The following is a 15129-nucleotide window of genomic DNA, read 5'->3' on the forward strand; positions in this document are numbered from 1 at the left end:
CGCGCTTCTTCGCTCCTTCTGCCGTGAGCGGTAGAGGCGCGATGGTGGTCCATTTGGCTGATGGGATCAAGGCGACGCCGTCGGCCGGAACGAGCGCGTCATGGCCTGCCGCGGCGGTTCCGTTGATTTGAGTCAAGCCGAATTCGGCGGGCGAGCTCCACAATCGCAAATGAAGGGCGGGACCTCGGGAGGCACACGATGCGATATCAAATGCTTGCGGCAGCCCTGCTGCTGCTCCTCCTCGGCAATTCCTCACTCGCGCAATCGCCTGCCGACCACCAGGCCCATCATCCGGATCAGAAGGACGCGCCTGCGACCAGTCCGGCCACGCCGCCGGAGGCACCTCGCAGCACCGCCCCATCTCAGGGCAGGATGGGCGGCGGCATGATGAACATGATGGGCGGCAACATGCCGATGTCCGACATGATGCGGATGATGGGCATGATGCGTCAGTCCGGTGGTGACTGCATGAGCGGGATGGAGACCATCGATCGCGTGGAGGGCCGGATTGCCTTCCTGCGCACCGAGCTCAAGATTTCCGATGCTCAGGCGCCGGCCTGGAATGCGTTCGCCGATGCGTTGCGCGCGAATGCCAGGGCTCTCGGGGAGCTCCGCGGGTCGATGGCCGGCTCCGGGTCGGAGACCTTGCTGGATCGCGTGACCTGGCAGGAAAAATGGCTGTCGGCGCGGCTGGAGGCCACCCGGGCGATGAAATCGGCGCTGACCAACCTCGTCGGCATCCTTTCCGACGAGCAGAAGAAGACCGCCGACGAATTGCTCGCGCCCAACATGGGCATGATGCCGATGATGCGGGGTGGCCGGATGGGCGGCATGCCGATGCAGGGCGGAAAATGAGGGCTTCACCCGCATCCTCGCCATGTCTCGACAATGTTGGCAACTGCGGCATGCTTTCTGGACCGTAGCGGCGCGGCGATGTACCTTTGGCGGTTGATTGAAGTGATGAGCCGGCGTCACGACATCACCGCGCTGGCCCGGTAAGCGCTCGCCGTGGCGAGACGCCCTGATCAAGAGAGGCAGTGCGCTGGAGTGAAGTGGACTGCGACCAAACCACCACCTCTGAAGGAGCGCGATCTTCGGATCGATCTCTTCCGGGGCCTTTCCCTGTGGTGGATCTATATCAATCACATACCGGAAAGCTATCTGAACCGGTTCACGCCCAAGAATTTCGGCTTCAGCGACGCGGCAGAGATTCTCGTATTCCTGTCGGGCCTTGCGTCCGGCATCGTATACGGCGACCTGATGCGTCAGTCCGGCTTTGTGGCCGCGAGCTTGCGCATGTTGCGACGTTCGTTCGAAATCTATGTCGCGCAGATCATGACTGTCGTCCTGTTGCTGGCGGAAGTGGCGTACATCGCGGCATGGCAGCCCGGCATGTTCGATCACGCCAACTTGGCCATCCTGCTGCAGGAGCCTGCAGAAACACTGGTTCAGGTGGCACTGCTGCGCTATTCCCCGGTCAATCTCGACCCTCTGCTGTTGATGGTCATACTCCACTTCGCGCTCATTCTCATCGTGCCGCTGACGATACACGCCTGGCCGCTGGCCCTGACCGGATCCGTCGCTCTCTATGTTCTCGCCCATCTGTTCGACTGGTACATCCCGGCCTATCCGAGGGGGCAACTCTATTTCAATCCGCTGAACTGGCAGCTGCTGTTCGTGATCGGCATCTGGTGGGGAGCAAACCGCGGCGATTGGCAGCTGGCCGTTCTCAATTCCCGGGCTCTTGCCGTTCTGGCGGCGGGCTACGTGCTGTTCTCGTTCGTGATCACTCTGGGCTGGCAGATCCACGCGATCGAAGCCTATGTGCCGGGATGGCTGTCGCGCCTGATCTATCCGGTCGACAAGACCAATCTCGATATTCTGCGATTGTTGCATTTTGCTGCGCTCGCACTGCTCTGCTGGCGCCTTCTTCCGAGCAATGCCAGCATCTTGAAAGCCGGAGCATTGCGGCCGCTGATACGATGCGGCGAGTATTCGCTCGCGATCTATTGCGCCAGTGTTCTGCTGTCCTTTGCAGCTCATGCACTGCTCAGCCTGGGCGCGAACAGCCTGGCATCGCAGACGCTGGTCACTCTCCTGGGCCTGGGCCTGATGAGCGCGATGGCGATGGTGCTCGCCGCAATCGATCGCGGCATGTTTCCCAATCTCAGGCCGTTGTAACTTGAATACGAATCCGCGGGCACTCTCGATGAGCGAGCCTGTCTTCACCGCCAAGGCGCCGACCAAGACCTGTGTCTCAAGCGAGGTGATGGTGCATGCCCTCAGAAACGTCGATCTGGAGATCGTCGTAATCAGCGGACATTTCAAGGACGTCTCACTCGATCACGTCGTCCGTCAGCACGAGAATGGTGGGAGGAATCGTCACTGCAAGCGTGCGTGCAGTCTTGAGATTGACGGCCTGTTCGAATTTGGTCGGCAGCTGGATTGGCATGTTGGCGGGCCTCCGTCCCTTCAGAATCAAATCGACCTACACGTCGGCGGCGAAGTCGGCGTGGGCTCATCGGTGATCGCTCCGATCCCGGCCGATCGGTCATCCCAGCGGCACACAAAGATCGCGTGAAGCATGGCACGATTCTCGGAGCATTCCGCGGCCAGGTGGGTCATGTGCGCGTGACCGCCGGCTCTGGCGTTGGCCTCGAGGTCGGGAAATCCGCGGGAAGAGTATCGGCGGTTCGCTCGAGGAAGATCATCGTCATGGTGTTATTCATCCGACGTGCCAGGAGAGCGATCGCCCTCGCTTGGCGAGAATGTCCCAAATGAACGGGTCTTTGCCGATCAGGATCGGGCTCGTGAGAGACACGTCGCAACATTAAGCCGCAGCACGAATGTCGCCTAGCTGGTCGGGACGGCGCGGGCGACTCGTCCGCCACCGGGTTTGGCAAACGCACATTTCACGGGCGGGGTGAGGCGCGATCATTCGATCACTTCGTCCGCGGACGCCACGAGGGAGTCGGGCAAGCGCAGGCCAAGTTTCTCGGCGGTTCGTAAATTGAGGACCATTTCGAACTTCGTTGGTCGCTCGATCGGCAAGTCCGCCGGTCGTGCTCCCTTGAGGATGCGATCCACGTACGATGCCAGCCGATGGTACGAATCGGAGAGCTTCGGTCCATAGGTGCAGAGGGCGCCACTTCTGGCAAAGATCGGCCAGCCCGAAATGACCGGCGCCCGATGTTGCATGGCGAACTCGATGATCTTGCTTCGAAACTGAATGGCAAAGCCGTCCGCGAAAAGCGAGATCGCTTGCGGATGGTTCAGCTTCATGGTCTCGAATGCCGAGACGAGCTGGTCCTCGGTTGCCGTGCCGAAGAAGTCGGTTGCCACGCCAAGTCTCCTGGCCGTTTCCTCCGAATAGATGCGCTCGATCTGAGAACCCGGGTGTTCGGGGTTGCCGATGATGGCAATGCGCTGCACGCCCGGAACCGCATCTCGCAGGATTTGCAGGCGCTTGGCGTTCAGTTCGGCCGCCATGAAGGTCAGGCCGGACATGTTGCCGCCAGGATGCGAAAGGCTTTGGGCGAGGCCCGCGATGACGGGATCTCCGCTGAAGACATAGGCCGTCGGGGTGAGCAATTTCAGCTCGTTGACCACGGCGACCGCAGATCCCTGGACAACCAGGACGTCGACCGGCTTGCGAACCAACTCCGAGGCAAGCGCCGGTACGCGCGTCAGATCATCATCACCATAGCGATAGGTGATTTCCAGATTCCCGTTCTCGCGGTAGCCAAGTCCGTTGAGAGCCGCTCTGAAGACTTCCACAAACGGTGCAAGGCTCGCCTCTCGCTGAGCCGTTAGAAACCCTATCCGAAACGGCTTGCCCGCCGCCGTTAGCCGCTGCGGCGCGGCTAACGCGAAACCAGCACTGCAAAATAGAAACGCGCGTCGGTCCATCTGGCCGCCTCCACGGCAGCCAATAGCTTAGCCGCATTTGCCGGTGTCATCCAGCCGCGCCGCCCGTCCGGCTGATGACGGATACCGCAACGGCTCGGCTTATTGAACGGGCTGTCGGAGCGTGACCTCGTCAGGCCGCTGCGCGGCCGAGGTCGAGTGCCGGCCTGCGCCGCGTCGGGAAGCTCAGCGCCACCGCGACGGCGGCGAGCCCGATCGCGAACGAGCCGGCGTGCAGCCATGTGTAGCGCTGGAAATTGTCGAACACGAGCCCGCCGGCCCAGGGACCGAGCGCCATGCCGAGGCTGGCGAAGGCCGATACCGCGCCGAACACCGTGCCCATGATGCGCGCGCCGAAGAATTCGCGGACCAGCACCGCATAGAGCGGCATCACCCCGCCATAGGCGAGGCCGAACACCACCGAGAGCGCGTAGAATTCGCCGAGCTGCCCCACCGCGAGATAGGCCGCGATGCACATCGCCTGCACCAGCAGGCCGCCGACCAGTACGGGCTTGGCACCGATGCGATCGGCGGCCGCGCCCAGCAGCAGGCGCCCGCCGAGGCCCGACACGCCGGCCACGCTGTAGACCGTCACCGCCGTGAGCGGAGCGATGCCGCAGACCATCGCGTAGGACACCATGTGGAAGATCGGGCCGGAATGCGCGGCGCAGCAGGCGAAATGCGCCGCTGCGAGCGCGATGAACTGCGGCGTGCGCAGCGCCTGCGCCGCGCTCAGCTCGACGTCAGGAGCGGCGTCCGCATTCGTGTCGCCTGCCGCTGCGGGCGCCGGACGCACCAGGAAGCAGGCGGGGATCAGCAGCGCCCAGGCAGCACAGCCGATCACCAGCATCGCGGTGCGCCAGTCATAGGTCGTGATCAGCCAGCTCGCGGCCGGCGCGATCGTCACCGGCGACACGCCCATGCCGGCGGAGACGAGAGCTACCGCAAGGCTGCGGTTCTTCTCGATCCAGGCGCTCGCGAGCGCCATCATCGGTGCATAGAAGCTGCCGGCGGCAATGCCGATCAGCACGCCGAAGCAAAGCTGGAACTGCCACAGGGTGGCCGCCTGGCTCGCCGTCACCAGACCGAGCCCCAGCAGCAGGCTTCCCGAGAGCACCACGACGCGGGTGCCGAAGCGGTCCGACAGCGCGCCCCACAGGAACGCGGCAAATCCCATGCAGAGGAAATCCAGCGTCGCCGCCGCCGACACGCCGGCGCGCGACCAGCCCATCGCTTCCGAGATCGGCTGCAGGAACACCGCGAGCGACAGCATCGTGCCGAACCCGACACAGGTCATCAGCGCACCCGCGGCGACAACGACCCAGCCATAGTCGAAGCCTGACGGCTTGCTCATGCGTTTCCTCGGCGCTTTTGGTTTTGTTGGCGGTGCGCGCGGGGATGGTGGCCTATCCGCAGGCGGAGGGCAAGGCTACTCGCAATACGCGGGCACAGAGCTTGCTATCCTGCAACTGCCATGATCTGGCATTCGGCGCGCCTGGTTAGGATGTGTCCTGTGCCGCGGTTACATTACCTCCGCGTGTCCGTTCCGTTTGCCATGTCCACCCGTAGGCCGAGATCAGACTCATGTAAGCCTGAAAATCCGTGCCGGTCATATTCAGCGAGCGGCTGCACGGTTGGAGGGCTTCTTCATATTGACGGAGGTGCAAGTGTGCGACGCAGAGAAGCCGCGCTGTGATGGTATCCTGCAAGACGGTCAGATTTGCGAGGTCTCCGTCGAACCGATCCGACCAGATGTCGCGGGCAGTCTGGAGATCGGTCAGAGATACGTTGACCCGCACCTGCTCCCCGTTGCGTCTCACCGCGCCCCGCACGGCCCAACGTATGCCGAGATCCGTCCCGAGCTGCTTCAAATCAATCGACTTCTTCTTGTAGGTCAAAGCGGTCTCGCGTCCAATAACGAGGGTGGCGGGCATTCTCGCCAGATCGGTCGTCAAATCTGTCGAGATAGAGTCGGCAAAGGAATCCTGCGCTTGATCGTCATTGAGGCTGGCGAAGGGCAACACGACGAGAGAGAGGCGAGGCGCGATCTTGGGCCCGACTGTCGGTATATTTTGAGATTCCCGTTGGGCGTCGGCACGGACAGTCTTCCAGGCATTCCAGTATCCGGCAACGCCGCCGGCAATTGCGCCGATGGCGGCGACCGACGCCAACACGCTGCCGACGAGCTTTAAGCGACGTCTGAGGTTCTCCAGCCAGCCGGTGAATCGCCGTTCGCCAACAGCGTTTGAAGAGACAACCGGGACTGTAATGACCGTGGTTCCCGGCCTCCGATCCTCGTCGTACACAGCGCCCACGAAACGAAAGCCCTTTCGTGGAAATGTCTTGATAAGACGTTGCTGCTGACCAGAGTCACCGATTGCGCGTCGGACAGCGTTCAGCCGGGTCGTCAGCGCCGCATCGGATACGATCCGGCCATTCCAAATCGCGCTGACGAGATCGTCCTTGCTGACGACGCGGTCCCTGCTGCGGATCAGATATTCGAGCAGATCGAGAACCTGGGGTGTCGTGGGCACGACATCGAGGCCGCGCCGCAATTCGCGCCGCTCGGTGTCAAACGCACAGTCCTCGAAGAAATAGCGCATGGCACCATTCCCCAAGCCCGCCCTCTACCCTCCGAGGGCGCGGGAGCAGTTACCTGACGACAATAGGCCTTCGTTACCGAAAATGTAAGCCGCGAACATCGGTCCACCCCCTCACGGGGGGCCGGCGCCGTGCTTTTCCGGAAGGCCCGCTTGGCAGAGACCCTTCTCGAAGATCACGAAGTCATCTGCCCGCCGAAACGGTGCCAGATTACTGAGATTTTCACGAAGATCCGGATTGCATTCGAGCGCTTGCAGCAGGGGGCGTTGCGCTCGCTCACGCCGCCCGGCGAGTGCGTTGCTGGCTGCTGAAATGCAGGTCACGAGCAGAAAATTTATCTGACCACGCAATGCGCTCTCGGCGCATGATACTGCCGCGTCATACCGGCCCGCCAGAAAATGCGCATACGCCATGGCGCCGTGCGCGTCGTAGTATATGGGCGGATCGAGCGGGCTAAGCCTCACGGCAAGTGCGGAGTGCTCAAGGGCGAGATCAGGCTCTCCCCTCCAAACTCTCAACCAGGCACTGGTGGCCCAGCCCTGAGCGAAATTCGGGTTGTCAGCCAACGCCCGGTCCACGTAGGCCGCTGCGTCGTCGAATTCACGGGCTATGAAGGCGAGTGCATATCCACCCACGGACAGTGCGACCGGATCATTCGTCCCCAGTTCTACAGCCTTCCGGGCCAGCCGAGTGGCTTCCGCAATTTCCTTTGCCGGATCGCTGATCCAGCCATTCGCCTTGCGCCGGACATAGCACCAGGCGGCCATCGCGTAGCCACAAGTCAGCCGAGGGTCGAGTTCGGTCGCCTTGCAAAAAAGCTGCAGCGCCTCGGTGTTTGCGTTGTTGGACCAACGGGATTTCGCCAGCCCGCGCAGATAATGGTCATAGGCATCCAGATCTGCGGGTGGCTTTCGCCTTGCCCGCTTGATCTCCTCACGCTGCAGTTTCGGGGCGATTGCACCTACGACGCAGGACGTCAGATTATCCTGCAGATCGAGCATGTCCTCGATCGGGCCCTCAAAGCGCTCTGCCCAGAGGTGCGTTCCAGTTTCGGAATCGATCAGCTGTCCCGCGATTCGAATGCGATTTCCGGCTTTGCGCACGCTGCCTTCAAGGACGTAGCGTACACCAAGTTCGCGGCCGACCTGTTTTACGTCAACGACCCGTCCCTTGTATGCAAAGCTCGAATTGCGTGCGATCACGAACAGCCAGCGAAAATGAGCGAGGGCCATCGTGATTTCCTCCACGATGCCATCTGCGAAATACTCCTGTTCGGGATCGGAGCTGAGGCTGACGAAAGGGAGCACGGCAATCGAGGGCTTATCGGGCAGTGGGAGGAGCGCTGTCGTCCCGTCTGGCTGGAACGGGGCGGCCGAAGAATCCGGTACCTGTACTTCCCGAACGGCTCCGACGAAACGGAAGCCCTTGCGCGGGATGGTCTTGATCAGTCGCTGCGCTCCCCCGCAATCGCCGACCGCGGTGCGGGCGGCATTCATGCGGGTCGTGAGCGCAGCCTCGGACACGATGCGCCCTTTCCAAATCGCGTTCATGAGGTCGTCTTTGCTGACGACGTGCTGCCGGTGGCGGATCAAGTATTCGAGAATGTCGAAGACCTGTGGCGCAACGGAAACGAGATCAGCGCCGCGACGCAGCTCGCGCCGATCTGTGTCGAACACGTGTTCATCAAAGAGATAGCGCAAGTTGCCACTCCTGTCGCCACACTCCGCTGGATGACGCCGCCTCCACAACAATTGGGGCATAAAATAAGCCGCCGGTAAGGAAAATGTAAGCCGCACGTCAAGCGTGCCCGACGAAGTCCTGACAGCCTGTCACCAGGAGAGTGATTGCCGAGGGAAATCGCCGATGAGTTCCATCTACGGCCCTGCACAGATACGGCGGACTGCCACATCCCTGCAGCAAGCCATCAGCCTGTTCCTGCAATTCCGGACCGCATGGCGGAAGCGCCGCGCGCGGCAGAGGGTGCGAGCCGCCCTTGGTGCCCTCAGCGATCGGGAACTGATGGATATCGGCGTGACGCGGGGCGAGATTGACTACGTTACCTCGCAACGAAGCATTGCAAGGCCGCATCGTTCGACACTCCGATACATTGGCGATGCGCTTCAGATCTTGTTGCTCGCCAATCTGTTCGGCTTGATCTCTGTAGATCGCACCGAGGCTCAATGCACCGCGCAGGATGTTCTGCGGCGAGGCTTGGCGGTCAAGGGAGCTCCGCCAGGTCAAAAAACGGAGATTCCGGTCAACTCAGCAGCAGATGTCCTGGTGTGGAAGACGATCCGGATAGGGACATTCACGGATACTTTTGCGCTTCGCAACGCGTTGAGCGCGATCGGGTGCGGAGTCGGAAACTCGGCCGCTGAGATACTGGCTCGACCGGCCTTTACGCTGAACCACGGGCAGGCGGAGGTTGCGCTTGTCGCTGTGTCGGTTGCCGAACTCGGTTTTCAAGGCGCCGCTTCGCTGCGGGAGATCTATCTGCGTGCACAAGAGCTCGGTTTCGTCCTTGCGCCCGCCGAAATCGCGCCGCAGCTGAGACTTCAATATTTGGACCAGCCGATCGGTGAGTTTCTCACTATTGGCATGGAGCCCATCAGGACATGGGCGGGTGAAGCCATACTTCTCACCGTGGCGAATGGTGGAGCAGGCCTCATCCTGATCGGTCAGGACGGCCGCGATGATGCGCAGATGTCTGTGATGTCCCGTTTTGTGTTCGTGCGACCCCGCACAGCCCCAGCTGTGGAAGCCGCCGCGATGGTGAGGTAGTTCGCCGTCTATTGGGGCTGGGTCAGGGAGACAGTCGATGATCACACGTCGCGACGTGTTGTCGGCGGCCGCTGCCGCGCTCTCCGCCACGCAACTTGTGCCGCGGGCGCTCGCACAGCCGATCGGGAGAACCGTGCATATCCTGACGGGATTCACGCCTGGGCTGCAGGACGGGTTGGCGCGGCTCGTGGCCGGCCAGATGGGCGGGTATGCCGACACCATCGTGGTCGAGAGCCGGCCGGGCGCAGCCGGTCGCATCGCGGTGGAGGCGGTGAAGAACGCCGACGCGGATGGATCGGTTATTCTGTTCGCGCCGCTCGGCTTCATGATGTTCTTTCCGCACGTCTACAAGACGCTGAGATACCAGCCGCGGGATTTCACGCCAGTGTCGACTGTCGCCTCGACCCCGACCTTGCTGACGGTCGGTCCCAAGGTGCCGGCCGACGTCAAGACGCTAGCGGATTTCGTGGCCTGGTGCCGCGCCAATCCGAAGCACGCCACCTTTGGCACGCCGGGCGCCGGTACTACCTTGCATTTTCTCGGTGCTATGCTGGGCCGCGCCGCCGGCTTCGACTTTCTTCACGTGCCCTATCAGGGTGGTGGCGCGATTCAGGATCTGGTCAAGGGCGTGATTGCCGCGACCGTCATGCCGATCGGCAGCTCGCTCGGGCTCGTCCAGTCCGGTGACCTTCGCGCACTGGCGACCACCGGGCCGCGCCGCTGCCCGTTTGTTCCGGCGGTGCCAACGGTGCGGGAGGCCGGATATCCGTCGCTCGAGGACCTCACATGGTTTGCGTTCTTCGTTCCGGCCAAGACACCGGCGCCGATCGTCGATAAGCTCAACGCCGCGATCCAGGCGGCCCTGCGCACCGACGAAGTCAAGGCTGGCATGGTAAAGCTGGCCGTCGAGCCCGACGCGATCGCCATGGAGGACTTCGCCAGGCTGATCGCATCCGAATCCGACCGGTGGAAGGCGATCGTGGAAGCAACGGGGTTCGCCCCGACCGATTGAACCCGGCATTGACGGGAGGCAACACATGAGCGTGCCGGCATCCGTACACGATCTCGTGCAGTCGCATCGCGTCACCGCGGTGATCTATGCCGCCGCCAAGCTCAATCTCGCCGAGGCCATCGGCGATGAGACGAAATCGGTGGCCGAGCTTGCCCGGCTGGTAAGCGCCGACGAAGCCGCGCTGCGCAGGCTGCTCGTTGGCCTGACGACGATTGGCCTGTGCAGGCAGGCCGATCGGGACCGGTTTGCCATGACCGAACTCGGTCGGCAGCTCGACGAGACCGCCGACCCGTCCTTCAAGGATTGGGTTCTCTTCGAGGGCGAGACGCTCGCGCAAGTCTGGAGCGGACTGGTCGAGTCGGTTCGTTCCGGGAAGAGCGCGGGCGACTTGCGCGGCGATGGCGACGATCGCTATGCCGCGACGAGCAATGCGCCGGAATGGACCCGTCTGTTCAATGCCGCGATGGTCAACCTCACGCGAACCATCGTTCCAAAGATCGTTGTGGCGCACGACTTCACGGTTGCACGCGTTGTCATGGATGTCGGCGGCGGCACCGGCGAATTGATCGGCGGCTTGCTCCAGCACAATCCGCATCTTGAGGGCATCGCCTTCGATCTGGCGCGCTGCGAGGCAGGAGCGCAGGCGCATTTTGATCGGCTTGGCATTGCCGGTCGCTGCCGGTTCGTCGCCGGTAGCTTCTTCGAGAAGGTCCCGGGCGGTGCCGACACGATCTTGATGAAGAGCATCCTGCACAATTGGAAAGACGATCGTTGCGAGGTCATTCTGCGGAACTGCCGGGACGCGCTGCCGGCCAGCGGAACGTTGATCGTGATCGAGCGGATCATGCCGGAGCTTGCCACGACTGAGCCGCAAGATCGCTCCTGCGCCATGAGCGATCTTAATATGCTGAGGGGACCTGGCGGCCGCGAACGGACGGAAGCCGAGTACCGCAGGCTCGGCGTCCTGGCCGGCTTCGCCTTTGTCGGAACCTGCAATATCGGCTCGTTCAATCTCGTCCAATTCAGAAAGGTCGGAAACTGACTGCCGCGGTGACCTTTCTTGAGCCGGTCACGTCAGCTGCGATGATGCCATCATGCCAGTGTTTTGCCCGACGCTTCAACTGCAAATTTCGAAATATCGAAAAATGTAATGGCTATAAGCCCCTTGCTACTGTGCATGGGGTTGTTTTCGCATTTATGTTCGAGGGGGCTCGTGCGGGCAGAGGGAAGCGGGCGACGTCCACTCAGCTGTCCACCTTCAGTGCGGCAATGAAGGCCTCCTGCGGGATGTCGACCTTGCCGAACTGCCGCATCTTCTTCTTGCCTTCCTTCTGCTTCTCCAGAAGCTTGCGCTTACGCGTGATGTCGCCGCCGTAGCATTTTGCGGTGACGTCCTTGCGCAGCGCGCGCACCGTCTCGCGCGCGATCACCTTGCCGCCGATCGCCGCCTGGATCGGGATCTGGAACATGTGCGGCGGGATCAGCTCCTTCATCTTCTCGACCATGGCGCGGCCGCGGCCTTCGGCGCGGGTGCGGTGGACCAGCATCGAGAGCGCGTCGACCGGCTCGGCATTGACCAGGATCTGCATCTTGACGAGATCGGCCGGCTTGTAGTCGGTGAGGTGATAGTCGAACGAGGCGTAGCCCTTGGAGACCGACTTCAGCCGGTCGTAGAAGTCGAACACGACCTCGTTGAGCGGCAGATCGTACTTCACCATGGCGCGGGAGCCGACATAGGTGAGCTCCTTCTGCGCGCCGCGGCGGTCCTGGCACAGCTTCAGCACGCTGCCGAGATATTCGTCGGGCGTCATGATCGTCGCCTCGATCCAGGGCTCCTGGATCTCGGCGATCTTCACCACGTCGGGCATGTCGACGGGATTGTGGATCTCGAGCTCGCTGCCGTCGGTGAGCTTCATCTTGTAGATGACGCTTGGCGCGGTCGCGATCAGGTTCAGGTCGAACTCGCGCGACAGCCGCTCCTGGATGATCTCGAGGTGCAGCAGGCCGAGGAAGCCGCAGCGGAAGCCGAAGCCGAGCGCGGCGGAGGTCTCCATCTCGAAGGAGAAGCTGGCATCGTTCAGGCGCAGCTTGCCCATCGCGGCGCGCAGCGTCTCGAAGTCGTCGGCATCGACCGGGAACAGGCCGCAGAACACCACGGGGATCGCCGGCTTGAAGCCGGGCAGCATTTCCGTAACAGGCTTCCTGTCGTCGGTGATGGTGTCGCCGACGCGGGTGTCGGCGACTTCCTTGATCGCGGCGGTGATGAAGCCGATCTCGCCGGGGCCGAGCTCGTCGACCTGCTGCATCTTCGGCGTGAAGAAGCCGACGCGCTCGACGTCGTAGGCCGCGCCCGTGCCCATCATGCGCACGCGCTGGCCCTTCTTCATGGTGCCGTCGACGATGCGCACCAGGACGACGACGCCGAGATAGACGTCGTACCAGCTGTCGACCAGCAGGGCTTTCAGCGTGGCGTCGCGATCGCCCTTCGGCGGCGGCAGGCGCGTGACGATGGCCTCCAGCACGTCGGGGACGCCGAGGCCGGTCTTGGCCGAGATCATCACCGCGTCGGAGGCGTCGATGCCGATGACGTCCTCGATCTGCTGCTTGACCTTCTCCGGCTCGGCGGCGGGCAGGTCGACCTTGTTCAGGACCGGGACGATCTCGTGATTGTTGTCGAGCGCCTGGTAGACGTTGGCGAGCGTCTGCGCCTCGACGCCCTGGCTGGCGTCGACCACCAGGAGGGAACCTTCGCACGCCGCCAGCGACCGCGAGACTTCGTAGGCGAAGTCGACATGGCCGGGCGTGTCCATCAGGTTGAAGATGTAGTCCTTGCCGTCCTTGGCGCGGTACTGAAGGCGCACCGTCTGCGCCTTGATGGTGATGCCGCGCTCGCGCTCGATGTCCATGGAATCGAGCACCTGCTCCTTGCCCGCCATCTCGCGGTCGGAGAGGCCGCCCGTCATCTGGATCAGGCGGTCGGCCAGCGTCGATTTGCCATGGTCGATATGGGCGACGATGGAGAAATTGCGGATGTTGGAAATGGGGACGGTCGTCATGGGCGCGGGATACCACTCACATCTCCGTGCGGCAACCATATTGCTGTATTTTCAGGGCCTTTCTTCACGCCAAGCTGATTCCACCGCAGGCCAAAACGCGCTACGCAACGGCGCATGTCCACCACCTCGATCCCATCCGCCGGCGCGCGGGCGAAGACCCGCTTGAGCTACAACCGCTTCCGGGCCTGGCTGGTGGCCTGCGCGGTCCGTCCCGAGGCGCGCCTGTGGCTGGTGATCCAGCTCGCCATCCTGCACGCCGTGCTCTGGACCTTCATCCTGATCAATATCAAGGCGGCGCAGGACGTTCACATGGACGTCGCAGAAGCCTATGGCTGGGGCCAGAAATTCCTCTGGGGTTATGGCAAGCACCCGCCGCTGTCGGGCTGGGTGGCCGGCCTGTGGTTCAAGGTGTTCCCGGCGGCGGACTGGGCGACCTATGCGCTGGCGATGGCGACGGTGAGCGTCGGCATGGTGATCTGCTGGTTCGTGAGCTTGCGCGTGGTGGACGCGCGGCGTGCGTTCCTCGTCGTGGTGATGATCGCACTCTACCCGATCTTCAATTTCAAGGGCTTCAAGTACAACCCGGACCTGCTCCAGCTCGTCACGCTGCCGCTCCTGGTGCTTGCTTATCTCAACGCATTCGAGAAGCGGACCTGGCAATCCGGGCTCCTGCTCGGCCTTGCCGGCGCGCTGGCGCTGATGACCAAATATTGGGTGCTGACCATGGTCGGCGCCATCGGACTCGCCGCGCTGATCCATCCCGACCGGTTGCGGTTCCTGTCGTCGCCCGCGCCATGGGTGGCGATTGCGACGATGGTCGCGGCGATGATCCCGCACATCGTCTGGCTGGCGGACGCGCATTTCGTGCCGCTGACCTATGCCGGCGACACCTACAGCCTCCAGGACAGCGGTCAGGTGCATCAGCTCGTCGCCGGCTATGTGCTGCATAATTTCGGGTTGCTGGCATTGCCGGTCGCGCTCGCGGCGCTGGCCATGGCGCTGGTGCCGCCGTGGATCGAGTTGCTGCTGCGCGCCCCCTTGCGCATCGTCACGCGCGCCTGGGCGCGCGGCGTCAATCCCGGCGTCAATCTTTCGCAGGCGCTGAACGTCTGGATGATCCAGATCATCGTCGCGGTCGGCCCGCCGCTCGGCGCGCTGGTCTTCAGCATCTACATGAAGACCGATTGGGGCATCTCGCTGTTCTTCCTGGTCCCGCTCGCGCTGGTCGCGATTCCCGCGTTGCGGGTGCAGAGCGCCGTGCTGTTCAACATCGCCGCGATCTGGCTCGTGCTCAGCGCCGCCACGCTCGCCGCTTCGCCCTGGATCGCCGCGCGCGAGATGGCGGCCAATGGCGGCAACACCGCGACCTATGGCGCGCGCTCGGAGCTGGCGCGCGAGCTGACCCAGGCCTGGCACGCGCGCTTCGCCTCGCGCTGGGCCGTCGTCGCGGGAACGATGGAAACGATACAGCCGATGGTGTTCTACAGCCCCGATCACCCCAGCCCGTTCACGCCGAACGAAGCCTGGGCTTCCGGGCTGACCTCGCTCGACGACGTCAAGAGATACGGCTTCATCGGCGTGTTCGATGCGACCGACGAACGCCTGCCCAAGTTCGAGAAATGGGTGTCCGAGACCGCGCCGAACGCCGAGCGCATCGTGATGACGACGCGCCGCTTCACCCACGGCAAGGCGGGCCCGTCGATGACCTGGAACGTCTATATCGCCGCGCCGGGGAAGTGAGGGTTATTGTCGTTCCGGGCCACGCGAAGCGTG

At 62.9% G+C, this 15129-nt stretch carries 12 protein-coding genes; 7 read left to right on the forward strand and 5 right to left on the reverse strand.

Features of this window, described 5'->3' with window-relative positions:
- Positions 1–198 precede the first annotated feature (198 nt).
- From XH96_RS03940 to XH96_RS39025, 3 genes are all read left to right on the forward strand, one after another.
- Positions 199–855 (forward strand): Spy/CpxP family protein refolding chaperone, encoded by a 657-nt coding sequence (locus XH96_RS03940; protein WP_194391147.1) that lies wholly within the window; start codon positions 199–201, stop codon positions 853–855.
- A 192-nt stretch (positions 856–1047) separates the two neighbouring features.
- The gene (locus XH96_RS03945) at positions 1048–2181 is read left to right on the forward strand and encodes an OpgC domain-containing protein (protein WP_246789948.1); all 1134 of its coding nucleotides are present in this window, start codon (positions 1048–1050) and stop codon (positions 2179–2181) included.
- Positions 2182–2209: 28 nt separating this feature from the next.
- Positions 2210–2581 (forward strand): hypothetical protein, encoded by a 372-nt coding sequence (locus tag XH96_RS39025; protein WP_246789950.1) that lies wholly within the window; start codon positions 2210–2212, stop codon positions 2579–2581.
- Between the two features lie 353 nt (positions 2582–2934).
- Here XH96_RS39025 and XH96_RS03955 read toward each other — a convergent pair whose 3' ends face one another.
- The 4 genes from XH96_RS03955 to XH96_RS03970 form a co-directional block, all read right to left on the reverse strand.
- Positions 2935–3909, reverse strand: a complete 975-nt coding sequence (locus tag XH96_RS03955) for an ABC transporter substrate-binding protein (protein WP_194391148.1) — start codon at positions 3907–3909, stop codon at positions 2935–2937.
- 130 nt (positions 3910–4039) lie between these two features.
- Positions 4040–5260, reverse strand: a complete 1221-nt coding sequence (locus tag XH96_RS03960; protein ID WP_194391149.1) for an MFS transporter — start codon at positions 5258–5260, stop codon at positions 4040–4042.
- Between the two features lie 145 nt (positions 5261–5405).
- Positions 5406–6509, reverse strand: coding sequence for a winged helix-turn-helix domain-containing protein (locus tag XH96_RS39745; protein ID WP_194391150.1), 1104 nt, complete (start codon positions 6507–6509; stop codon positions 5406–5408).
- 111 nt (positions 6510–6620) lie between these two features.
- A complete protein-coding gene (locus XH96_RS03970) occupies positions 6621–8207 on the reverse strand; it encodes a winged helix-turn-helix domain-containing protein (RefSeq protein ID WP_194391151.1) in 1587 nt (528 codons plus the stop codon).
- Between the two features lie 163 nt (positions 8208–8370).
- Here XH96_RS03970 and XH96_RS03975 point away from each other — a divergent pair, with 163 nt between their 5' ends.
- Genes XH96_RS03975 through XH96_RS03985 form a run of 3 tightly spaced genes read left to right on the forward strand, consistent with a single transcriptional unit; the run spans position 8371 to position 11342 of the window.
- Complete coding sequence (locus XH96_RS03975; protein WP_194391152.1) at positions 8371–9288, forward strand: DUF1127 domain-containing protein; 918 nt, start codon at positions 8371–8373, stop codon at positions 9286–9288.
- A 37-nt stretch (positions 9289–9325) separates the two neighbouring features.
- Positions 9326–10300, forward strand: a complete 975-nt coding sequence (locus XH96_RS03980; protein ID WP_194391153.1) for a tripartite tricarboxylate transporter substrate binding protein — start codon at positions 9326–9328, stop codon at positions 10298–10300.
- A 25-nt stretch (positions 10301–10325) separates the two neighbouring features.
- Positions 10326–11342, forward strand: a complete 1017-nt coding sequence (locus XH96_RS03985; RefSeq protein ID WP_194391154.1) for a methyltransferase — start codon at positions 10326–10328, stop codon at positions 11340–11342.
- A 202-nt stretch (positions 11343–11544) separates the two neighbouring features.
- Here the strand turns inward: XH96_RS03985 and lepA are convergent, their stop codons facing one another.
- Complete coding sequence (gene lepA, locus XH96_RS03990; protein WP_194391155.1) at positions 11545–13356, reverse strand: translation elongation factor 4; 1812 nt, start codon at positions 13354–13356, stop codon at positions 11545–11547.
- A 114-nt stretch (positions 13357–13470) separates the two neighbouring features.
- Here lepA and XH96_RS03995 point away from each other — a divergent pair, with 114 nt between their 5' ends.
- Positions 13471–15096: a glycosyltransferase family 39 protein gene (locus XH96_RS03995; RefSeq protein ID WP_194391156.1), complete on the forward strand. Its 1626-nt coding sequence runs from the start codon at positions 13471–13473 to the stop codon at positions 15094–15096.
- Positions 15097–15129: the final 33 nt, after the last annotated feature.

It is taken from the genome of Bradyrhizobium sp. CCBAU 51765 (assembly GCF_015291725.1).
Classification (GTDB): Bacteria; Pseudomonadota; Alphaproteobacteria; order Rhizobiales; family Xanthobacteraceae; genus Bradyrhizobium; species Bradyrhizobium liaoningense.